Source organism: Polaromonas sp. P1_F1 (genome assembly GCF_056405795.1).
In genome coordinates, this window is sequence record NZ_JBFUBJ010000012.1 from 69,046 (window position 1) to 89,668 (window position 20,623).

At 62.9% G+C, this 20,623-nt stretch carries 20 protein-coding genes and 1 riboswitch; of the genes, 6 read left to right on the forward strand and 14 right to left on the reverse strand.

Annotation, left to right across the window (positions count from 1 at the left end; genetic code table 11):
* Positions 1-3 precede the first annotated feature (3 nt).
* Complete coding sequence (gene alkB / locus AC1DZE_RS22455; protein WP_477670452.1) at positions 4-657, forward strand: DNA oxidative demethylase AlkB; 654 nt, start codon at positions 4-6, stop codon at positions 655-657.
* A gap of 15 nt (positions 658-672) precedes the next feature.
* Here the strand turns inward: alkB and otnI are convergent, their stop codons facing one another.
* The 10 genes from otnI to AC1DZE_RS22505 form a co-directional block, all read right to left on the reverse strand.
* Positions 673-1,506 carry a 2-oxo-tetronate isomerase gene (gene otnI, locus AC1DZE_RS22460; RefSeq protein ID WP_477670451.1) on the reverse strand — a complete coding sequence of 278 codons (834 nt, stop codon included), beginning with the start codon at positions 1,504-1,506 and terminating at the stop codon, positions 673-675.
* A 5-nt stretch (positions 1,507-1,511) separates the two neighbouring features.
* Positions 1,512-3,389 carry a SulP family inorganic anion transporter gene (locus tag AC1DZE_RS22465; RefSeq protein WP_477700568.1) on the reverse strand — a complete coding sequence of 626 codons (1,878 nt, stop codon included), beginning with the start codon at positions 3,387-3,389 and terminating at the stop codon, positions 1,512-1,514.
* Positions 3,390-3,492: 103 nt separating this feature from the next.
* Positions 3,493-4,530: a Cj0069 family protein gene (locus AC1DZE_RS22470; RefSeq protein WP_477670449.1), complete on the reverse strand. Its 1,038-nt coding sequence runs from the start codon at positions 4,528-4,530 to the stop codon at positions 3,493-3,495.
* 18 nt (positions 4,531-4,548) lie between these two features.
* Positions 4,549-5,475, reverse strand: coding sequence for an amidohydrolase family protein (locus AC1DZE_RS22475; protein ID WP_477670448.1), 927 nt, complete (start codon positions 5,473-5,475; stop codon positions 4,549-4,551).
* Between the two features lie 10 nt (positions 5,476-5,485).
* A complete protein-coding gene (locus AC1DZE_RS22480) occupies positions 5,486-6,394 on the reverse strand; it encodes a Fe-Mn family superoxide dismutase (protein ID WP_477672232.1) in 909 nt (302 codons plus the stop codon).
* 10 nt (positions 6,395-6,404) lie between these two features.
* Positions 6,405-7,754, reverse strand: coding sequence for a chromate efflux transporter (chrA, locus tag AC1DZE_RS22485; protein ID WP_477670446.1), 1,350 nt, complete (start codon positions 7,752-7,754; stop codon positions 6,405-6,407).
* Positions 7,751-8,695: a chromate resistance protein ChrB domain-containing protein gene (locus AC1DZE_RS22490; protein WP_477670445.1), complete on the reverse strand. Its 945-nt coding sequence runs from the start codon at positions 8,693-8,695 to the stop codon at positions 7,751-7,753. The genes chrA and AC1DZE_RS22490 overlap by 4 nt, the downstream gene beginning before the upstream one ends.
* Positions 8,696-8,912: 217 nt before the next feature.
* On the reverse strand, positions 8,913-9,521 hold the full coding sequence (metW, locus tag AC1DZE_RS22495; protein ID WP_477672231.1) for a methionine biosynthesis protein MetW: 609 nt from the start codon (positions 9,519-9,521) through the stop codon (positions 8,913-8,915).
* On the reverse strand, positions 9,518-10,681 hold the full coding sequence (gene metX / locus AC1DZE_RS22500; protein WP_477672230.1) for a homoserine O-succinyltransferase MetX: 1,164 nt from the start codon (positions 10,679-10,681) through the stop codon (positions 9,518-9,520). The genes metW and metX overlap by 4 nt, the downstream gene beginning before the upstream one ends.
* A gap of 254 nt (positions 10,682-10,935) precedes the next feature.
* Positions 10,936-11,499: a TMEM165/GDT1 family protein gene (locus AC1DZE_RS22505; protein ID WP_477670442.1), complete on the reverse strand. Its 564-nt coding sequence runs from the start codon at positions 11,497-11,499 to the stop codon at positions 10,936-10,938.
* Positions 11,500-11,504: 5 nt separating this feature from the next.
* Positions 11,505-11,691, reverse strand: a riboswitch (yybP-ykoY riboswitch).
* Positions 11,692-11,850: 159 nt separating this feature from the next.
* On the opposite strand from AC1DZE_RS22505, the gene AC1DZE_RS22510 reads away from it, so the two are divergent.
* From AC1DZE_RS22510 to AC1DZE_RS22525, 4 genes are all read left to right on the forward strand, one after another.
* The gene (locus tag AC1DZE_RS22510; protein WP_477672228.1) at positions 11,851-13,053 is read left to right on the forward strand and encodes an ammonium transporter; all 1,203 of its coding nucleotides are present in this window, start codon (positions 11,851-11,853) and stop codon (positions 13,051-13,053) included.
* Positions 13,054-13,210: 157 nt separating this feature from the next.
* The gene (locus AC1DZE_RS22515) at positions 13,211-13,792 is read left to right on the forward strand and encodes a sigma-70 family RNA polymerase sigma factor (protein ID WP_477700569.1); all 582 of its coding nucleotides are present in this window, start codon (positions 13,211-13,213) and stop codon (positions 13,790-13,792) included.
* Between the two features lies 1 nt (position 13,793).
* Positions 13,794-14,045, forward strand: coding sequence for a zf-HC2 domain-containing protein (locus AC1DZE_RS22520; RefSeq protein ID WP_477673903.1), 252 nt, complete (start codon positions 13,794-13,796; stop codon positions 14,043-14,045).
* A gap of 639 nt (positions 14,046-14,684) precedes the next feature.
* Positions 14,685-15,152 carry an RNA recognition motif domain-containing protein gene (locus AC1DZE_RS22525; protein ID WP_457281904.1) on the forward strand — a complete coding sequence of 156 codons (468 nt, stop codon included), beginning with the start codon at positions 14,685-14,687 and terminating at the stop codon, positions 15,150-15,152.
* Positions 15,153-15,303: 151 nt separating this feature from the next.
* Here the strand turns inward: AC1DZE_RS22525 and AC1DZE_RS22530 are convergent, their stop codons facing one another.
* The 4 genes from AC1DZE_RS22530 to AC1DZE_RS22545 form a co-directional block, all read right to left on the reverse strand.
* Positions 15,304-16,080, reverse strand: a complete 777-nt coding sequence (locus tag AC1DZE_RS22530; RefSeq protein ID WP_477673902.1) for an SDR family oxidoreductase — start codon at positions 16,078-16,080, stop codon at positions 15,304-15,306.
* Between the two features lie 31 nt (positions 16,081-16,111).
* On the reverse strand, positions 16,112-16,777 hold the full coding sequence (lptC, locus tag AC1DZE_RS22535; protein ID WP_477673904.1) for an LPS export ABC transporter periplasmic protein LptC: 666 nt from the start codon (positions 16,775-16,777) through the stop codon (positions 16,112-16,114).
* 77 nt (positions 16,778-16,854) lie between these two features.
* The gene (locus tag AC1DZE_RS22540; protein WP_477700570.1) at positions 16,855-17,451 is read right to left on the reverse strand and encodes a KdsC family phosphatase; all 597 of its coding nucleotides are present in this window, start codon (positions 17,449-17,451) and stop codon (positions 16,855-16,857) included.
* A 38-nt stretch (positions 17,452-17,489) separates the two neighbouring features.
* Positions 17,490-18,482 (reverse strand): KpsF/GutQ family sugar-phosphate isomerase, encoded by a 993-nt coding sequence (locus AC1DZE_RS22545; RefSeq protein ID WP_477670437.1) that lies wholly within the window; start codon positions 18,480-18,482, stop codon positions 17,490-17,492.
* 116 nt (positions 18,483-18,598) lie between these two features.
* Between AC1DZE_RS22545 and AC1DZE_RS22550 the strand changes: the two genes are divergently transcribed.
* On the forward strand, positions 18,599-20,593 hold the full coding sequence (locus tag AC1DZE_RS22550) for a cation:proton antiporter domain-containing protein (RefSeq protein WP_477670436.1): 1,995 nt from the start codon (positions 18,599-18,601) through the stop codon (positions 20,591-20,593).
* Positions 20,594-20,623 lie beyond the last annotated feature (30 nt).

Below are 20,623 nucleotides of genomic sequence, written 5' to 3' on the forward strand. Positions count from 1 at the left end.
GGTGTGACCCTGGGGCTTTTCGATGAGGTGCCGGCGCCATACACCGCGCCCGAGGTGATGGCACCAGGCGCCATGCTGCTGCGCGGCTTTGCCTGCGAGGTGGACGAAGTGTTACTGCAAGCTGTGCAAGACGTCACCGCGGCCGCGCCGCTGCGCCACCTGGTCACGCCGGGCGGCTACACCATGTCGGTCGCGATGAGCAATTGCGGCGCGCTGGGCTGGGTGTCCGATCACAGCGGTTACCGCTATGACGCGAACGACCCGCTTTCAGGCCGACGCTGGCCGGCCATGCCAGCCTGCTTTGCCGAACTGGCACTGCACGCCGCAGCGGAAGCGGGTTTCGGCAATTTTCGGCCGGACGCCTGCCTGATCAACCGCTATGAGCCCGGAGCGCGCCTCTCGCTACACCAGGACAAGGATGAAGGCAGCATGGAGGCGCCGATTGTGTCGGTGTCGATGGGCTTGCCGGCGGTGTTTTTGTTCGGCGGCCTGAATCGCAGCGACCGCCCCGCGCGATACCGCCTGGTGCATGGCGACGTGGCGGTGTGGGGCGGCCCGTCGCGGCTGGCTTATCACGGCGTAGCACCGCTGGCCGAGGGCGAACACGCGCGCCTGGGCAGGCAGCGCATCAATTTGACGTTTCGTTGCGCGCGCTGAATGCTGCGAACGCGCTCAGGCGCATTCGCGAAGTCTTTTCAGCCAGCCCAGCCCGGCCTGCGTAGCGCCGGCTTCTGCGCCGCGCAGCGGCTTGTATTCACACCCTACCCAACCGCTGTAGCCGAGCTCATCGAGCAGCGCGAACAGATAGGGGTAGTTGATCTCACCGACATCTGGCTCATTGCGGCCGGGTGCGCCCGCGATCTGCAGATGGCCGACGTGGCCCGTGGGCAGGTATTTGCGCAGTTTCATGGCCAGGTCGCCTTCAACGATCTGGCAGTGGTAAAGATCCATCTGCACCTTGACGTTGGGCGCACCCACTTCGCGGATGATTTCATGTGCGTGGTCTTGCCGGTTCAAAAAGAAGCGCGGAATGTCGCGGGTGTTGATAGGCTCGATCAACAGGTCCACACCCACCTTGGCCGCCAGTGGGGCCGCCTCGCGCAGGTTGTTCACATAGGTCGGTTGCACCGCCTCGCGCTCCACCCCGGCGGGCAGTACGCCCGCCATTACGTGGATGCGCGGGCAGCCCAGCGATTGCGCATACTCCAGCGCAATCGCGATACCGGCACGGAACTCCGCTTCATGGCCCGGCAGGCAGGCCGTGCCTTTTTGCGAGCTTGCCCAAGCCTTCTCGATGCTGGCCACATCGACGCCACCGGGCGGTGCGTTGAACAGCACCAGCTGCTGGCCGTGTTGCTGCAGGATGGCTTTGAGCGCCGCGGGTTCCCATGCATAGGGCGAGAGGATTTCCACGGCCGTGAAACCGTCACGAGCGGCTGCGGCAAAGCGTTCGGCCATGGGAAGCTCGGTGTACATCCAGCTAAGGTTGGCGGCGAATTGGGGCATGGGTTTCAGGGGGTGGGTGTGTCGGGGCCTGGCGCAGACTGGCATTCCCAGAATATCCGCGCGGTGCAGTGGCGGCAAATTTCAGGGTCCAGCTTATTGAAGATGGTGGAGATCGCGGTGAACTTGTCGGGGAACTGGTGCTCTGGCCCCAGCACGCTGGTAAAGCCCGTTTTGCGCCACATGCGGATGACTTCAGGCCGCGGCCGGTGGAAGTACAGGTCACCGCCCATGGCGCGGCGCGCGGCGAGCTCGGCCTCCCACAGCTCGGCGCCGGCCAGATCAATGAAGTTCATGCTCTTGCCCATGACAAGCAGGTGTTTTTGCGGCTGAGGCTGGGTGCGCAGCGAATGCAGGATGTCGGCGACGTGCTGTGTCGCGCCAAAGTAGACCTCGCCTTCCATTCGCAGCAATTTGAGCTGCGGGCATTCAGGCAAGGCCTGGGGCGTCGCTTCCGACGACGCTTCGGCCTTCTGTGCGGAAACGACGTCAACCCCCGCATCAACGCTGTTGTCGATCACCACAAACTGCCGGTCCAGCCCGCGGCTGTCAAAACCCATGGTGCGCATCGCAGGCTTTGACGTGCGGTAGAGGAAGGACATCAGCGACAAAATCATGCCCAGCAAGATCGCGATCTCCAGCCGTATGGTGACGGTCGCCACCATGGTGGCCATCGCCACGCCAAAGTCGCTGCGGCTCAAGGTGAACAGCTGGCGCCAGCGTGCGAAGTCCAGCAGCGCGAACGCCACCAGCACCAGCAGCGCCGCCAGCGCGGCCATGGGGATTTGCGCGAGTAGCGGCGCGCTCACCGCCACCAGCGCCAGCAGCAACAAAGCCGAAAATACCGAGGCCAGCGGGGTGCGCGCACCGGCCTCCAGGTTGGGCATGGAGCGGTTCATCGAGCCGCAGGAAACGTAGCTTGAGAAAAACCCGCCGACGATGTTGGACAGGCCCTGGCCGCGGAACTCGCGGTTGGCGTCTACGCGTTGGCCCGAGCGCAGCGCCACCGTCTTGGCGATCGAGATCGCCTGGCCCAGCGCGACGATGGTCAGCGCAAACGCCAGGCCGATAAGGTCGGCGGCCTGCGCCCAGCTGATGCGCGGCACTTCGAACCTCGGCCAGGGTACGGGGATCTGGCCCACAGTACGCAACGAGGCGGAAGGTGCGGCACCGGGATGAAGAAGGCCGCTCCACACCCAGGCCAGCGCAGTGGCCACCGCCAATCCGATCAACATGTACGGCCAGTTGCGGCGCAGGTGGCGCAGCAGCAGCGCGACACCCAGGGTGATGGCCGCAACACCCAGCGCCATGGGCTGGGCGGAAGTGATCTGCGTGAGAACATGTCCAAGAACGGCGGCCGCGCTGTGCTCAGGCGCAGCCGCCAGGCCCAGCAGGTCGGGCAACGCATGCACAGCGATCAGCAGCGCCGCGCCCGAAGTAAAACCAAACAGCACCGCCGGTGAAATGAAGTTGGCCAGCACACCCAGGCGCAACGCGCCAATCAGCCACTGCATGACGCCCACCATCACGGTGACGGCCAGCGCCAGCTGAATGTAAAGCGGGCTGAAGGCCATGGCCAGCGGCGAGAGCATGGCAAACAGGGCCAGCGAGTTGGCGTTGGTGGGGCCCGACATGACATGCCGGCTGGAGCCGAACAGCGCGGCGATGATGCAGGGAATCACCGCGGTGTAAAGGCCGTAGGCCGGCGGCAGGCCGGCCAGCGTTGCGAAGGCAATGCCTTGCGGCAGCACCAGCACTGCGCCCAAAAGACCCGCCATCGCATCGGCCCGCACAGTAGCAGGCGACACCTCGCGCACCCAGTCACCAAAAAGGCGTTCCAGGAGGAGGGTCGATGACCGGGATTCGCTGGGGGCTGAGGGTTCCATCACGAGGGCCTGAGCATACCGCGCCCAGCCCCCGGTCATCCAGAGCGGCGATCAGGTCAGGTCGGACAAACGCAACAGCAAACCGGCAAGCGCCGACAAGCGATCAAATCTGCTCTAGACGACGTTGCACAGCCAAAACCAGTGGCTGGATTGCGGAGTCCGGGAATGGCGCTACGCTGCTGACGTTAATCTCGCAAAGCACATAGTACTCAGAGGCATCGACGAGAGGCTCGCCGAACATGAAATCGCAGTCCCACAAGAAGGGAAGCCGCTCGCGCGCGAGGCCGACGCGTGCACGAAGCAACTCGACCCACTCGGTCTCCAGTCGTTCCTTCAGGTACCGGAATTGCGGCAGGTCCGCGGCGTAGTACAGCCTCGGGCCGGATTGCGGCGCTGGCTGGCCAGGCGCGGCGGGGTAGAGCGCATTCACCGACTGGTGTCCGAACCCCTCGACCCGGTCCTCCACCAAATAGGCCCGAACCATGCCTTCCACCAACCGTGGTTGCCATGCCTGGTCGATCATGTGCCCGCCATTCGCCGGCTCGAAGTACGGAGCCAGTCTTGCCAGCAGCGCCGGGAGCTCCATCAGCTCCTCGTCGCTGCCGCGCTGGGCGTGGCGCACACGCAGGCACGCGGGTGTGCCAATGGGACTCACCAGTTCCACACGCCAGACACCGATACCACTATGCCCCCGGTATTGCTTGAGCACCCGCGGGCCCTTGCGGAGCCGTTCCGGCAATTCTTCCTCAAGCTGTTTGAGGCTTTCGACTCGGCAAACGTCGCTGCCGAACGGGAGATCGCGCGTGTGAAGCAAGACGTCTTTGGTTCCCAGCTTCAGGATGGTCTCGGGGTGCGCGCTGACCACAACCCCCGAGTCGGCAACCCGCCGCAGCATGGCGTCCAGGACGTCCCGTCTTCGTCCGCCCTCGATGGGGTTGCACCATGTCAGCACAAGGCGGCAGTCGCGCACCTGCGCCTCCACTTCCTCGGCGAAGGCATCGTTGTACACGGCCGGGACGGCGCTTACTCCGGCGCTCGCAAACGCCTCGAACAAAGCGGCAAAGCGGCTTTCAGCTGGATCCGCGCGGTCCCGCATGGCGCGATCGCCAGGATAGAGCAATGCGACGGAAGGTCTGGGCATGATCAGCTCCTTGAAGGCTTACGCGTGCAGCAGGCGCCGCGCATTTCCGTTGGCGATCAGCTCCCGGCCGGCTTCGCCTAGGCCACACTGGTCGAACAGGCTGGTGAGCCGGGCCGGCAGATCCGTTTCAGTCACGACCGGCCAATCCGTGCCGGTGACGACATGGTCCTCCCCGACAAGGTCGATGGCCGCACGCAGCATGACCGGATGCGTGCCTGTCGTGTCGATGTAAACATTGCGCCGCGGCGACGCGTGTTTGCCGATCCGCGCGCCATCCGCCAGGCATTCCCCGAGCATCAAACCCCCAAGCGCAAGCGCAGTGACGACGACGTTCAGATGGGGCATCTCTTCGAACATGCCGGCGTGCACCATGGCAAGCAAGGCGGCGCTGTTGATCGCGCCGCGCGAAAGACGTTCGCTGAACTTTCCTGTGTGCCCAAACTTCTGGCGCAGAGCCGCATCCGGCACCGGGTGCAGGAACACGGGAACGTCCAGCTCCGATGCCGCAAGAAAGGTCGCCCTGGCTTCCGGTGCATCGGGCAGCAGATCCCCTTTCGCGCTCTCGATGAACACGCCTTTCAGGCCCAGCTCCTTGACTGCTCGCGTCAATTCGCGGCCTGACTCCTCGCCACGGTAGGCGTCCACGGTGGCAAGTCCGTGCAACACACCGCTGTGGCGGTGCACCACCTCTGCCATCGAATCGTTTATTTTGCGGATGGTGTCAATGTCCGCCTCCTCGCCTGGGGCCAAGACGAACTCGAGGGACGTGTTGATGACTCGACTCGTCACGCCTGCCGTCTGCAGCGACGCAAGCAATGCCGCCTCTTGCGTCAGCCGCCTGCTTACGCCGTCCCAGAATTCCTTCTGGGCTGGTGGACTGCCTCTGGACGCATCGACCGGAATGCCCGCTCCGGCGAAGTGGCAGTGAAAGTCGATCACGTCCATGGATCACGCCTCAGGTTTGCTTTGCCGCGAGCGGCCGGCCCGCGGCTTTCCAGCCGTCAATACCGCCGCTCAGGAACCTGGCATCGACCCCTGCTGCACGCAGGCGCATGGTCGTGGATCGTCCGACCTCGTGCCCGTAAACGCAATAGACCATCACGGGCTTGTCCTTGGGCAGCTGCGCCGACCAGGCGTTCACCTGGGCCGGGTCTCGCCACTGCGCACCGGGAATGAGCGAGTCCGCCTGGTCGAAGACCCCTGCCCGCCGCACATCCAGAACATGGGCACCGGCGAGGTCGTCGGCAGTGGCTGCGAACGGCTCGCTTGAAGCCTCCACCGCGGCCTGGTAGCGCTCGTACACGCGCGTCCAGTTGATGTTCTCCATGAAGGCATCGACATACTGGCCGGCGGCCGCGCCGAAATCCAGGTGGTAGGCGTGCTCGTACATGTCGAGCGCCAGGATGGGGATGCCACCCGCCACCGCGTGCGTGTGGTCCGCGGCCCACTGGTTCACAAGGGTTCCCTCGCGCGGCTGGAATACCAGCAGCACCCAGCCGGATCCGCCGGCCAGGGCCTTGCCCATCGCGACGAACTCCTCGCGCCATCGTTCAACGCTGCCGAAGTTCGATTGCAGCGCGAGCACCGCCGCCGGTGTCAGCGGCTCGCCGGTGGCACCCAGGCAGTCGAAGTACAGCTCGTGCAACAGCATCGAGTTGGTCGCGATGAGTTCTTCCCGCTTGAGACCATTGAGGTCGAAGCCGGCTGTAGTCGCGAAAGGCATCTCCCGCAACCGGCCGCGGATGGCATTCAGCCGCTTGACGGCGCCGCTGTAGTTGTTCTGGTGGTGGCTGCGCAGCAATTTCTCCGAAAGGCCATTCATGCCGGCAGGGTCGAAGGAGAGGTCGTGAATTCGAGCGTCCATGGGTGCACCTTTAAATAATGTTGCTGAGCCGCAGCGCCAGCCCGACGACGCCGGAGACCAACACGACGGGAATGACACTAACTTTGAAGCGAAACAGCGCCACGGCGGCCGCTACTCCGATGACGAATGAAGCCCACTCGAAGCGGCCCGAGAGGCCTTGCGGCCAGAGCACGTGGTAGGCAAAGAACACAGCGAGATTCAAGATCACGCCCACCACCGCGGCTGTGATGCCGGTCAGTGGAGCCGTGAACTTCAGGTTGCCGTGCGTGGACTCGATGAAAGGCCCGCCGAGCAGGATGAAGAAGAACGACGGCAGAAAAGTGAAGAAGGTGACCACCGTCGCCGCGGCAGCACCGGCCAGGAACAGGGACTCGGGGCCGAATATGGCCTTGGTCCAGCCACCGACGAAGCCGACAAACGCGACGACCATGATCAACGGGCCGGGCGTGGTCTCGCCGAGCGCCAGGCCGTCAATCATCTGGGGGCCGGTGAGCCATTGGTAGTTGTCCACTGCGCCCTGGTAGACGTAGGGCAGCACCGCATAGGCACCGCCAAACGTCAGCAGCGCAGCCTTGGTGAAGAACCATGCCATCTGTGTGAGCACCGCGTCCCACCCGTATGCAGCCGTGAGAGCGCCGATGGCGGCTATCCACAGGCCCAGGCAGACGACCAGCACTTGCCTGGCGCGCTTCCAGGTGAAGAACGCGTGGGCGGGTGTGGGCGTGTGGTCATCGATGAGGGCCGGACCGAACTGCTTGGTGGACGCGCCGTGGCCGCCGGTCTTGAACTTGTCGGGTGCGTACTTCCCGCCGAGGTAGCCGATGGCGCCCGCCGCGAGCACGATCAACGGGAACGGTATGTTGAATGCAAAGATGGAGATAAACGCCGCCGCCGCGATGCCCCACAACCAGCCGTTTTTGAGGGCGCGGGAGCCAACCCGGTAGGCGGCATGCACGACCAGTGCGGTGACGGCTGGCTTGATGCCGTAGAACAGGCCCGCGATGGCCGGGACGTGGCCGAAAGCCATGTAGACCCACGACAGTGCAATCAGCAGAAACAGCGACGGCAGGACGAACAGCCCGCCGGCGACAATGCCGCCCCACGTGCGGTGCATCAACCACCCGATGTAGGTCGCGAGTTGCTGCGCCTCCGGGCCGGGCAGCAGCATGCAGTAGTTCAAGGCGTGCAGGAAGCGGTTCTCGGAAATCCAGCGCCGGCGCTCTACGAGCTCCTCGTGCATGATGGCTATTTGCCCTGCGGGCCCGCCGAAGCTGATGAAGCCAAGCTTCAACCAGAAGGAGAACGCTTCCCCGCGAGTGATGGGTTGGGGCCCTGTCTGGTCGACGGTATCAGTGGTCATTTGGCGGCCTTCAGAGCGGCGTGCAGGGTGTCAAAAAATGCGAGCGCCGCCTCAAGCAGCTGGTCGTCGTCCGCGTGCTGCGCTTGCAAACCGCGAACGATCATTTCGATGCCCGGCGCTTCGTCGAGCGGAATGCCCCCGACGTCGATGTAATGCACAAGCTGACCGAGCCGCGCCAGGGCGGGCTTCTCGTCAAGGCCGAAGCTCCTGGCGACGACCTCAAAGGTCACCAGTTCACCCACGTGCGTGAAGGCCGCTCCGTCGAAGTCGTAGCCGAGAGCCTGTTTAGGGCACTTCTTCGGCTCCGCCAGCCAGATGAAGTTCGGGGACTTGTCGATAAAGCGGCGCACCAGCCAGGCTGTGGCCAGGCGGTCTACCCAGGGGCGCTTGCGGGTGGCCCAGGTGCGGCCCTGGTAGTCCTTGATGGAAAGCGCGGGGACAACGGCCCTTGTAGGCGACGGCTCGTCCGGCGAGAGGTGAAGTTCCATCTCACGCCGCAGAGCCGAGACGGCCTCAACACACCCTGCGCTCTCCTTGCCCGGGAAGAAATCGCTTGCCTGGACCTGCTGCAATTGCTGCTCAAGGCTGCGCAGTGTCTTGTGGAGTTCCGCTTCGCTGGCCGCCACTATGCTCTTGCGGGCATCCTTCACGGCCTGCACGAGCTCTGCATAGTGCTCGGAGCGGTCGAACAGGGCGCGGAACGCCTGTTCCTGGGCGTCATCGCGCGCGCGCAATTCGAGCAAGTAGGCGTCAGCTCCAGCGTCGGCAATCGTCTTGGCGAGCTCCCGCAGAGCAAGGGCGGAGGGCGCGGTGGCCGGAAGGACATAGACCCCCTCCCGAAGCGTTCCCGCACCTGTAGCCTTGAGTGCACGCCACACCCGGACCCGCAGGCCACTTGGGGTGGTCGGCAGTGTTGCGGTAAGGATCAGCCAGTCAGTCATGAAGCAATCATCTCATGACGTGATGAACGTTACAAGAGGGCTCGGCAGATTTGTGCTGAAAACGTACTGTTGACAGCTTTCGAACGCGTCGCAACATGCTCCAGCACGACTTGGAGGCGCGGGGGCGCCAGGTCGGAATTCCGGCCGACCCATTCGGAATTGCGGGTTATGTCTGCTTTTTGGCCGAAGCCGCGTTAGCGATCAGACAGCGCCGGCGCTACTCACGCTTGAACTTGAAAACCGCCCGGCTGGCGCGGGCATTCGGCCAAAAGCGGACTTCGCGGCCATCCTGCAAGCCGAAGGAATCCAGGATCTGCAACTGGTTTTGCAGCGCCAGCGCTTCAAAATCCTGCAGTGTGCCGACACGGATGTTGGGCGTGTCATACCACTGGTAAGGCAACACCTTCGTTACCGGCATGCGGCCGCGCGCAACCGCCAGGCGGTTGGGCCAGTGGCCGAAGTTGGGAAACACGACGATGCCGGCGCGGCCTACACGCGCGGTTTCACGCAGCATGGTTTCGGCGTTGTGCAGGTGTTGCAGCGTGTCGATCTGCAGCACCACGTCAAACGAGCGGTCGCCGAACAGCGCCAGGCCCGCTTCCAGGTTGAGCTGGATCACGTTCACGCCGCGCGCCACGCAGGCCTGCACGTTGGCGTCGTTGATCTCGACGCCGTAGCCCGAGCAGCCGCGCTCACGGATCAGGTAGTCCAGCAGCTCGCCGGTGCCGCAGCCCAGGTCAAGCACGCGGGAGCCGTGGGGCACCAGCCGCGCGATGGACAGCAAATCAGCCGAGGGCTGAACATTAAGTTCGACAGGCAGGTTCATACAGCAGCCACCTTGCTCTGGAAATAGGAGCGCACCACGCCCAGGTAGCGGTCATCCTCCAGCAGAAACGCGTCGTGGCCGTGCGGCGCGTCGATCTCGGCATAGCTCACGTCGCGCTGGTTGTCGAGCAGCGCCTTGACGATTTCGCGGCTGCGCGCGGGGGAAAAGCGCCAGTCGGTGGTGAAGCTCACTAGCAGGAACCTGGCTGTCACATGGGCCAGCGCCTGGGTGAGGTTGCCGCCGTACGCTCTGGCCGGGTCGAAGTAGTCGAGCGCCCGCGTGATCAGCAAATAGGTATTGGCGTCGAAGTACTCGCTGAACTTGTCGCCCTGGTAGCGCAGGTAGCTTTCGATTTCAAACTCGATGTCCTGCGTCGTGTATTTATAGGGGGCATCGGCATTCACCGTCTCGGCTACTGCTTGCCGTAACTGACGGCCGAACTTCTCGTTCATTACGTCGTCGCTCAGGTAAGTGATATGGCCGATCATGCGGGCGATGCGCAGGCCGCGTTTCGGCAACACGCCGTGGCGATAGAAGTGGCCGCCGTGAAAATCGGGATCGGTCACGATGGCGCGGCGGGCGACTTCGTTGAAGGCGATGTTCTCGGCGGTGAGGTTGGGCGCGCTGGCCACCACCACGGCGTGGCGCACGCGGTCGGGGTATTGCAGCGTCCAGGCCAGTGCCTGCATGCCGCCCAGGCTGCCGCCCATCACGGCGGCCAGCGTCTGGATGCCCAGGCGATCCAGCAGGCGGGCCTGGGCGCTGACCCAGTCCTGCACCGTGACGACGGGGAAGTCGGCGCCGTAGAGCTCCTGCGTGTCGGGGTTGGGCTGCATGGGCCCGGTAGAGCCGAAGCAGGAGCCCAAATTGTTGACACCAATGACGAAGAAGCGGTCAGTGTCGACCGGCTTGCCGGGGCCGATCATGGTGTCCCACCAGCCTTCGGATTTGGCTATCGGCTGGCCCTGCGCATCGAGGTACACGCCCGCCACATGGTGCGAGGCATTGAGCGCGTGGCAGATCAGCACGGCGTTTGATTTGTCCGCGTTGAGCTCGCCGTAGGTTTCATAGCTCAGGTCGTAGGCGCGTATCGACGCGCCGCTCTGCAGAGGCAAGGCCTCTACAAAGTGCATGCTGAGCGGGGTGGCAATAAGTGTCAAAAAATCACCTGCAGAAACAAAAAACCCGGCATCGCTAAAGCGAGTCCGGGTCGTTGGAGTTCGTCTTTAGCTGTACTTTTTAAGCGCCCGCAAGCTGAGCAAATCGGCGCTAATGAAAGTATACCCCGATGGATGTGGCCCCCACGGTCGTTCGCTTCGCGTAACTCCCTGCCCCCCGAGGGGGCCGCTGCGCCTGAGGCCCGGCAAAGCCGGTTCCTCGGCCCCTGCTGGGTGGGGAGTGCTGTTTGTCTCTTTTATGCTTTCATCAGCAATGCCGCCAGCCCCAGCCCGGCAAAAATGAGCGCCGAGACGATGTGCACCGCACGCAGCGGCACCAGGCGGGTGACGCGCTCGCCCAGCCAGACCACCGGCGCATTGGCCAGCATCATGCCCAGCGTGGTGCCGGCGACCACGCTGACGATGGCGTCGTAGCGCGCGGCCAGCATCACGGTGGCGATCTGTGTCTTGTCGCCCATTTCCGCCAGGAAGAACACCAGCACGGTGGTGAAGAACACGCCGTAACGCGGCGGCTTTTCCTCTTCGTCCGCGTCCAGCTTGTCGGGCACCAGCATCCACGCCGCCATGGCCAGAAACGAGGCGCCCAGGATCCAGCGCAGCATTTGCGGGCCGATCAGTGTGGTGACCCAGGCGCCGGCGGCGCCGGCCAATGCGTGGTTGACCAGGGTCGCGACAAAGATGCCGGCGACGATGGGCCAGGGCTTCTTGAAGCGGGCAGCGAGGATAAGCGCGAGGAGTTGCGTCTTGTCGCCCATTTCGGCGAGGGCGACGATGCCCGTGGAGACGAGGAAAGCTTCCATTCAAAAAGACTCCGGCCGAAAACCCATGACTGCACGGCATCCCCGGCCTGAAGCGGAGGCTGTGCAGTCAAAGGTCTCGCGTGATCCGAAGACCGCTTGCGCCATGTCCGAAAGAACAGGTTCCAAGGACAAGTCTGTTGACGCAAGCCCCTTTCAGGATTGAAAGGCTGGCTACTCCCCAATGACAGCTTTCATTATATCGCCAGGCGTCCAGGCGCTTTCAGGCTGAAATGGTGCACCCAGCTGTTCATTCGCACACTTGAGGCGCATTTCTTGCTTGTATTTGGTGCGGTTATGGGAATTTCTCTGAAATCGCACCAACAAATAGCAATTTCATCTGAAGAGGGACTTATGGAAGCACTAAAACAGGGCTCAGATGCCTTGTTCATCCTGCTGGGCGGCATCATGGTGCTCGCCATGCATGCCGGTTTTGCCTTTCTGGAACTGGGTACGGTTCGCAAAAAGAACCAGGTCAATGCCCTGGTCAAGATCCTGGTGGACTTCTCGGTGTCCACCGTGGTGTATTTTGTGGTGGGCTATGGCGTGGCCTACGGCACCCATTTTTTTGTCGGCGCAGAGCAGCTGGCGGCTAGAAACGGCTATGAGCTGGTCAAGTTCTTCTTCTTGCTGACCTTTGCCGCAGCCATTCCGGCGATTATTTCGGGGGGCATCGCCGAGCGGGCGCGTTTTTACCCGCAGCTCATCGCGACCGCCGTCATCGTCGGTTTTGTCTACCCCTTCTTCGAAGGCATCGTCTGGAACCAGCACTTCGGCGTGCAGGCCTGGATCAAGTCACTGACCGGTGCGGAGTTTCATGATTTCGCGGGCTCCATCGTGGTTCACGCCGTGGGCGGCTGGCTGGCCTTGCCGGCGGTGATTTTGCTGGGCGCGCGCAGCAACCGCTACCGCAAGGACGGCGCCGTGTCGGCGCATCCGCCTTCCAACATTCCCTTCCTGGCGCTGGGCGCCTGGGTCCTCACCGTGGGCTGGTTCGGCTTTAACGTGATGAGCGCACAGACCATCGACAAAATCTCCGGCCTGGTTGCCGTCAACTCCCTGATGGCCATGGTCGGCGGCACGCTCGCCGCACTGGTGTTTGGCAAGAATGACCCGGGGTTTGTGCACAACGGGCCGCTGGCCGGCCTGGTGGCGGTATGCGCAGGCTCAGACCTGATGCATCCGCTGGGCGCGCTGGTGACGGGCGGCATCGCCGGTGGCGTGTTCGTCGTGATGTTCACGCTGACACAGAACAAATGGAAGATTGACGACGTACTGGGCGTCTGGCCACTGCATGGCCTGTGCGGCCTGTGGGGTGGCATCGCTGCCGGCATCTTCGGCAACCAAGCCCTGGGGGGGCTGGGCGGTGTGAGCTTTGGCGCCCAGTTGCTGGGCAGTGCCATGGGTGTGGCCTGGGCACTGTTGGCGGGCTTTGCTGTCTATGGTGTCCTCAAGTCCACGATGGGCCTCCGGCTGAGCCAGGAAGAAGAATTTGAAGGCGCGGATTTGTCCGTCCACCGCATTGGTGCCACGCCCGACCGCGAAGTCAACTGGTAGCGGTGGCATAGAGACCCCATTTTGCTATCTATTTGATAGCTGCTTGCGCATAGCCTTATTGGGCGCGAGCCGGTTTTTCCTTAAATTCCGGCCAGCGGACGTAAATTTCCGCGCGTTCCAGCCCACAAGCGCCAAAGCAGCCGCTAGACTTTCGGCCATGCCTACTTTTGAAGAGCAGCTGGTTGAACACCGCGTCTATCTCCTTCGTTTTGCGCGCCTGCAGCTGCGCAACGATGAATGGGCCGAGGACGCCGTGTCGGAAACGTTGCTGGCGGCTTTGTCCAAGCCGCTGTCTTTCGGCAACCGCTCCCAGCTCAAGACGTGGCTTGTCGGCATTCTCAAGCACAAGGTCATTGACCTGATCCGCAGCAATGCGCGCATGGTGGCCGTGCCGGACGCCCGCGGCGATGAAGAGGGTGACGAGCTCGACCGGCTCTCTTTCCAGGCTGACGGGCATTTCACCGAACCGCCCAACGACTGGGGCAATCCGGACCAGACCCTGCAGCAGGTTCAGTTCTTCCAGGTACTGGACGCATGCATGGAACGCCTGCCGCCTGCACTGGGGCGGCTGTTCCTGATGCGTGAGTGGCTGGAGCTTTCCTCGCAGGAAGTCTGTAAGGAACTCTCACTGACACCGACCAACCTGTATGTCCAGTTGCATCGGGCCCGCCTGCGCCTGCAGGAGTGTCTGAATATCCACTGGTTTGGCAAAACAGCACCTGATACGGCCGGCCCTTAACATGAAACCCAACCTGACCCTGTTAAGACGCACCTGCCGCGAGGCTGCGGCATTGCTGATCGCGCGGGAAGACCGCGCACTCCGTTTGCCCGACCACATTGCGCTCAAGCTGCATCTTCTGGCCTGCGATGCCTGCCCGAAGTTTGAGAACCAGATTCTGACCATGCGCGCCGCGATGAAGCAGTGGCGCAACTATTCGGATCTTGCCGAGGCTGGCTCCACCGAATTGCCGCCCGATATTCGTCCCAAATAACGCGCCGCCGAACGGGCGAAGGCGGTCGCCATCTCATCGAATAAATATTGATTCGGATTGAATCATTGCAATTTTTTGTAACTATTTTCCTTCCGCGCGCGCGTCAACTGTCCTGCTTATGGCTTTTAACGGACACATCCTCGCTTCCAGCATCAGGGCTGTCCGGAGAGAACTTACGACTCTGATTTCTTCGCGCCGGTAGCCTCTATTCATTGGTAAATCCATAAACAGTAGGCGCTAACTTATTAAGCAGAGCCGTAAATTCGGGCTACTAATAACGCTTTATTGTTAAACACCCGCGTAGCTGGGGTGAAAACCTCATCCCGGGCTTTTTGTTGCGTCATCTTCAATAGAAGTGCTTTAGGTTACCCTGCGCGGCCTTCAAGTCAGCGGGCAAGTCGATACAAAAATCGTAAACAAGCCCGGGAAGCCCCTGTTTATGCGGGCTTGCGAGGCCCAGGCGGTAACGCCAGCTGGTTGTCTTTTTGATAACTGACGCATAATATGCCGGTGCGAGTATCACTATTCGCACACGTTAGGTGATCGGTCAGTTTCGCGCGCTACAGCGGTACGTATCAAGATTTGTTGTGCTTTCGGGACCCCATCGCTTTTGTTTTTGTGTTTTAGAGGAGTCCCTTCATGGGCAACAAACTTTACGTCGGCAACCTGCCGTACTCGGTCCGCGACGAAGACCTGCAACAATCTTTTGGCCAATTTGGCGCTGTCACCAGCGCTAAAGTCATGATGGAACGCGACACCGGTCGCTCCAAAGGCTTTGGCTTTGTCGAAATGGGCAGCGATGCAGAAGCCCAGGCAGCTATCAACGGCATGAACGGCCAGCCTCTGGGCGGCCGTAGCGTTGTCGTGAACGAAGCACGTCCCATGGAGGCACGTCCTCCACGTAGCGGCGGCTTCGGCGGCGGCGGTGGTGGCGGCTACGGTGGTGGCGGCGGCGACCGTTCCGGCGGTGGTGGCTACGGCGGTGGCGGCGGTGGTCGCTCCGGCGGCGGCGGTGGCGACGGCGGTTTCCGCAGCCCCTACGGCGGCGGCGGCAGCGGCGGTGGCCGTTCCGGTGGTGGCGGCGGCGGTGGACGCGGCGGCTACTAAGCCCTGCAGAACCCCCTCTTCAGCCTCTGGTTGAAGAGCGCTTAAAAGGCTTCAAGACTTCGGTTTTGAAGCCTTTTTGCTTTGTAGCGCCCAACTCACGGGCGCGAGCAGCTCCCGTTTTGATAGCGCAGCGCGCAAAAGCGCCCGGCTCTCAGCCCTCGCCCTGGCGATGCTTGCGTGCGCGGCCAGACAAAGCCTTGTCGAACACCGCATTGGGCAGCAGGCGCAACAGCTTGGCCACCACACCCATTTGCCAGGGGATCACCCGGTAGCTGCACCCCGCCTGGATGGTGGCAAACGCTTTTTCGGCAAATACCTCGGCCTTCATCAGAAACGGCATGGCATAGCGGTTTTCGCGGGTCAGCGGCGTGTCGATGTAACCTGGGCAAATCGTCACCACCTTCACGCCACTGGGGCGCAGTTCCCCGCGCAGGCTTTCGCAATAGGCGATGACTGCAGCCTTGCTCGCGCAATAGGCGCCATGGCCGGGAAGGCCCCGTATGCCGGCCACGCTGCCAATACCAACCAGTGTTCCTGTGCCTCGCGAAACCATGCCGGCGATGAACGGATGAAAGGTGGCTGCGACACCGATATTGTTGGTCGCAAAAGTCCGGGCCATGACCTCAAGGTCAGCACGCACCGCGGAGTCCATGCCGATGCTGATACCGGCATTGGCAATCACCACATCGGGCACGCCCTGCGCCGCGATGCAAGCCTCGCCGGCGGACACAATGCTGTCGATGTCGGATACGTCTGCGCCGTAGACCTGGTAGCGGCTCGCACTGATGGCGTGGGTCTCCGCCCAGGCCTGGACCTCGGCGGTTCTGCGGGCAGCCAGCGCCAGCCGATAGCCTGCAGAATAAAAACGCAGTGCCAATGCCTGCCCGATACCGCTGGAAGCACCGGTGATGAATACGAGTCTGGACATGGTGGGCAGTCGTTGATTAGAGAGTGCCGTGCTAGCGGCCCGCCGGCGCGCTGCTTGCCGGATTGACGGGTGGTGCAGGCGTGAGAGTGGGCAAGCTACCAGCACCTGCAGCGCTGGCCGCAGAACGCGGGACGAGAATGCCGCGGACACGTCCTTTGAGGTCAGCCACCTGGTCGAGGTTGTCATAGGCAAAGGTGTCACCGGTGAACTGGTCGGTGCCGCGAATCAGCAGCACCGGTTTGTGCGACTTCACGCGCTCGTCATTCAGGAAGGCATGAAGAAACTCACCGCGAAATTCCATGCGCGGCGTTTCCTTCCCATTCGCATCCTGGCTCGCCTCCCTGACCACCACCGCATTGCCCGTCAACTGCACTTCCGATCCATCACCGTTGGTGTAGGCCCGGTTGGCGGTAGCCGTCGTGATGCGCTTTTCCACATTAATGCTGCGGATGCGCACCTGGTCAATTTCCAGGATGTCGGTGTCGGCGAAATGCCGGGCCTCTGTCCCATAAATTTCGCTCTTGAGCTGGCCCCCGTCGTCAAACGTCTTGACGGTGAACTTGCGCATGAAATAGTCCACATCGTGGCTCGCCTCCCTGGCCACTTCCGGCGTGCTGAAGATCGGGGTGTTGCGCACAAGCCAGTAGGTACCCAGCGCCAGCACTCCCATCATCACCAGCGGCATGTAAATGGCCATGCTGTCCCACACGCGCAGAAAGCGTCGCCACACGTTTTTCAGGTGCAGCAAGGCGCCGCCGCTTTTCACCGCAGTGCTCACTGGCTGTACTCCTGAAGCAGCCCGGTATAACGTCCGCTGGCAACCAGCAGCACATCACAGAACTCGCGTGCGGCGCCATGGCCACCAGGTGCTTGTGTCACGTGGTGGACCATCGCGCGAACCTCCGCGTGCGCATTGATCGGCGCGCAGCTCAATGCCACACGGGAGAGCACGGGCAGGTCGGGCCAGTCGTCACCCATGGCTGCGGCAGCGCTCCAGTCCAGCCCCAGGGCCTGCAGCGTGAGCTCGGCGGCCGGGCGTTTGTCCTCCGTACCGAAATGGGCATGGGTGATGCCGAGTGCCTGCAAACGTGCGCGCAGCACGTGGCTATCGCGCCCGGTGATGACGGCGGGAGTAATGCCGGCCCTCTGGAGCAGCTTGAGGCCATGGCCGTCCAGCGTGTTGAACCGTTTGACGATCTCGCCCGAAGCGCGATAACCACCCGACACCACAGCCAGTTCATGGCCGTCGGGGTATTCGGAAAAATACAGGCCACCATCCGTGAGTACACCGTCGACGTCAAAAAATGCCACCTTGATGCCCTGCGCGCGCAGCAGCAGTTCAGGCGGAAAGCTCAGTGTTGGAGTAAGCATCTATCGTTTCACCGCAAGCCAGATAACGGGTGCGAGCGTCATATCACTTTTGCGCGCATCAGGTCGTTGGTATTCAGCGCCCCGCACAACACCCCTGCGTCGTCCACAACCAGCACGCTGGTGATGCGGTACTGCTCCATCAATGCCACAGCCTCGACAGCCAGCGAATCCGGCTGTATCGTGCGCGGATTGGCGCGCATCACGTCGCCCGCCTTGCTGCTACGCAGGTCCACGCCTTTTTCGACCAGCCGGCGTAAATCGCCGTCGGTGAATATACCGAGCACCCGCCGGCTGCCGTCCACCACCGCAGAAGCCCCAAGTCCCTTGGCGCTCATTTCACGCATGAGGTCGGTGAAGCTGGTGTCGGCCAGCACTTGCGGCACCGCATCGCCGCTGCGCATCACGTCACTGACATGCGTGAGCAGCTTCCGGCCGAGTGCACCGCCCGGGTGGGAGCGCGCAAAGTCTTCTTCCTTGAAACCGCGCGCATCCAGCAGGGCGACGGCCAGCGCATCACCCAGGGCGAGCTGCGCGGTCGTGCTGGCCGTCGGCGCCAGATTGAGCGGACAGGCTTCCTGCGCCACGCTGCTGTCAAGCGTCACCCGTGCTTGCCGGGCAAGCGTGGACTGTGCGCCCCCGGTAATTGCCACCAACGGTACGCCCTGACGGCTTAACACCGGCAGGATCATCGTCAACTCGGCGCTCTCGCCGCTGTTGGAAATTGCGAGCACCACGTCGATGGCCTTGATCATGCCCAGGTCGCCGTGGCTGGCCTCGGCCGGATGCACAAACATGGCAGGTGTTCCGGTGGAGGCGAGTGTGGCGGCAATCTTGCGGCCTATATGGCCGCTTTTTCCCATGCCCATGACAACCACGCGGCCGCGGCATTGCAGCATCAACTCCACGGCCTGGGCAAACTCATTGCCCAGCCGTCCCACCAGGCCCAGCACAGCGGCGGCTTCTATTTCAAAAGTCTTCCTGGCAAGGCTCAGCACCTGTTCGGCATCAAAATTCACGGCGTCAAGGCTCATGGCTGCATTCTATAGAGGCGGGCAGGCCCCATCCCGCCGGCCAACCCCCGCGCGAATGGGCCTTTGCCGCCTGCAATTGGTCAAGGCCATGCAATATCCTCGGCTACCATCAACGCATGAGCGCGCTTGAACTGACCCTGCTGTACCTGCTGGCTGCTGTGCTGGGTGTGGTGGCATGCCGTTCGCTCAAGCTGCCGCCCATGCTGGGTTACCTGGCGGTCGGCGTGGTCATCGGGCCCAACGCGCTGGCGCTGGCACAAAATTCCGACGGCGTCAGGCATTTGGGCGAGTTCGGCGTGGTGTTTCTGATGTTCGTGATCGGGCTTGAGTTCAACCTGCCCAAGCTGCGCTCCATGCGGCGTCACGTCTTTGGCCTGGGCCTGCTGCAGGTTACGCTGACCATCGTGCTGGCCACGGTGGGCTCGCTGTTCCTTGCCAGCATGGCCCCCGGTCTCTGGAAGATGGGCTGGCAGACCGCGCTGGCGCTGTCCGGTGCCATCGCCATGAGCAGCACCGCCATTGTGGTCAAGCTGCTGTCGGAGCGACTTGAACTCGAATCCGAACACGGCAAGCGCGTTATGGGCGTGCTGTTGTTCCAGGACTTGGCCGTTGTGCCGTTGCTCGTGCTGATTCCGGCACTGGGGGCGCCCGCCGATGCGCTCCTGATGGCGCTGGCGATCGCGGGGTTGAAGGCGGCCGTGCTGGTGGGGCTGCTGCTCACCGGCGGGCAGCGCATCATGCGCTGGTGGCTCACCATCGTGGCACGGCGCAAAAGCGAAGAACTGTTCGTGCTCAACCTGCTGCTGGTCACGCTGGCGCTGGCCTGGCTGACCGAGCGCGCCGGGCTGAGCCTGGCGCTGGGCGCGTTTATCGCCGGCATGCTGATCTCCGAGACGGAATACAAGCACCAGGTCGAAACCGACATTCGGCCCTTCCATGATGTTTTGCTGGGCCTTTTCTTCATCAGCATCGGCATGCTGCTGGACTGGCGGCTGGTGCTGGAACGATGGCCGCTGGTGCTGTTGCTGACGACGTTGCCTGTTCTCTTCAAGCTGGTGCTGGTTACCGCGCTGGCGCGTTCGCTGGGTGCAACAGCCGGCGTATCGCTGCGCACCGGCCTGTACCTTGCCCAGGCGGGCGAATTCGGCTTTGTGCTGCTCACGCTGGCCCAGCAGGGCAACCTGGTGCCCCCCGCGCTGTTAAACCCCATTTTGGCCAGCATGGTGCTGTCCATGCTGGCAACGCCTTTCATCATCATGTACAGCAACCGCATTGTGATGAAGCTGGTTTCCAGCGAGTGGCTGCAGCAATCGCTGCAAATGACCACCATCGCGCGCAAGTCCATCAACGCCAACAAACACGTGATCATCTGCGGCTATGGCCGCTGCGGCCAGAACCTGGGTCACATGCTGGAGCGCGAAGGCATCCAGTACATGGCGCTCGACCTCGACCCCGACCGGGTACGGCAGGCCGCAGCCGCAGGCGATTCGGTGGTGTTCGGTGATGCAGTGCGGCTCCAGGCCCTGATGGCCGCCGGGCTGGCCCGGGCCAGCGCCGTGGTGGTAACTTATCTCGACACAGCCAGCGCCCTCAAAGTGCTGGCCAACACACGCGCCCACGCGCCGACCGTGCCGGTGATTGTGCGGACGGTAGACGACCACGACCTGGAAAAACTCCAGGCAGCCGGCGCGACAGAGGTCGTGCCGGAGGCCATCGAAGGCAGCCTGATGCTGGCCAGCCATGCGTTGGCGCTGGTGGGGGTGCCCATGCGCCGTGTGATCCGCGTCGTGCAGGATCAACGTGACGCCCGGTACAACCTGCTGCGAGGCTACTTTCGCGGCGCCGACGACGACACCGTGAACGAGCTCGAGCAGGAGCGCCTGTCAAACGTCACATTGCCGCTGGGCACCAGGTCTGCCGGGAAACCCCTGGGTGCGGTGGCACTGGGCGCCGGCGGCGTGCGTGTGGTCAGCCTGCGCCGCAGCAATGGCAAGGCCGTGGCCGCGCATGACGAAACATTGCTGGAGGGCGGGGATACGCTGGTGCTGTCAGGCAAGCCCGAGGCATTGGCCATGGCCGAAGAGAAGCTCCTGCGCGGCCGTATCAACTGAGCAGGGGGCCGCCCGTCGCGTGAAGCGTTC

Bases quoted from the DNA above. Each gene is read 5' to 3' on its own strand.
- AC1DZE_RS22465 (WP_477700568.1), bottom strand. From the start codon at position 3,389: ATGGAACCCTCAGCCCCCAGCGAATCCCGGTCATCGACCCTCCTCCTG.
- AC1DZE_RS22475 (WP_477670448.1), bottom strand. From the start codon at position 5,475: ATGGACGTGATCGACTTTCACTGCCACTTCGCCGGAGCGGGCATTCCG.
- AC1DZE_RS22490 (WP_477670445.1), bottom strand. From the start codon at position 8,695: ATGACTGACTGGCTGATCCTTACCGCAACACTGCCGACCACCCCAAGT.
- AC1DZE_RS22540 (WP_477700570.1), bottom strand. From the start codon at position 17,451: ATGCTTACTCCAACACTGAGCTTTCCGCCTGAACTGCTGCTGCGCGCG.
- lptC (WP_477673904.1), bottom strand. From the start codon at position 16,777: ATGGCCATTTACATGCCGCTGGTGATGATGGGAGTGCTGGCGCTGGGT.
- AC1DZE_RS22550 (WP_477670436.1), top strand. From the start codon at position 18,599: ATGAGCGCGCTTGAACTGACCCTGCTGTACCTGCTGGCTGCTGTGCTG.
- AC1DZE_RS22510 (WP_477672228.1), top strand. From the start codon at position 11,851: ATGGAAGCACTAAAACAGGGCTCAGATGCCTTGTTCATCCTGCTGGGC.
- AC1DZE_RS22545 (WP_477670437.1), bottom strand. From the start codon at position 18,482: ATGAGCCTTGACGCCGTGAATTTTGATGCCGAACAGGTGCTGAGCCTT.
- chrA (WP_477670446.1), bottom strand. From the start codon at position 7,754: ATGACCACTGATACCGTCGACCAGACAGGGCCCCAACCCATCACTCGC.
- AC1DZE_RS22470 (WP_477670449.1), bottom strand. From the start codon at position 4,530: ATGCCCAGACCTTCCGTCGCATTGCTCTATCCTGGCGATCGCGCCATG.
- AC1DZE_RS22530 (WP_477673902.1), bottom strand. From the start codon at position 16,080: ATGTCCAGACTCGTATTCATCACCGGTGCTTCCAGCGGTATCGGGCAG.
- AC1DZE_RS22505 (WP_477670442.1), bottom strand. From the start codon at position 11,499: ATGGAAGCTTTCCTCGTCTCCACGGGCATCGTCGCCCTCGCCGAAATG.
- AC1DZE_RS22480 (WP_477672232.1), bottom strand. From the start codon at position 6,394: ATGGACGCTCGAATTCACGACCTCTCCTTCGACCCTGCCGGCATGAAT.
- otnI (WP_477670451.1), bottom strand. From the start codon at position 1,506: ATGCCCCAATTCGCCGCCAACCTTAGCTGGATGTACACCGAGCTTCCC.
- AC1DZE_RS22515 (WP_477700569.1), top strand. From the start codon at position 13,211: ATGCCTACTTTTGAAGAGCAGCTGGTTGAACACCGCGTCTATCTCCTT.
- AC1DZE_RS22525 (WP_457281904.1), top strand. From the start codon at position 14,685: ATGGGCAACAAACTTTACGTCGGCAACCTGCCGTACTCGGTCCGCGAC.
- AC1DZE_RS22520 (WP_477673903.1), top strand. From the start codon at position 13,794: ATGAAACCCAACCTGACCCTGTTAAGACGCACCTGCCGCGAGGCTGCG.
- metW (WP_477672231.1), bottom strand. From the start codon at position 9,521: ATGAACCTGCCTGTCGAACTTAATGTTCAGCCCTCGGCTGATTTGCTG.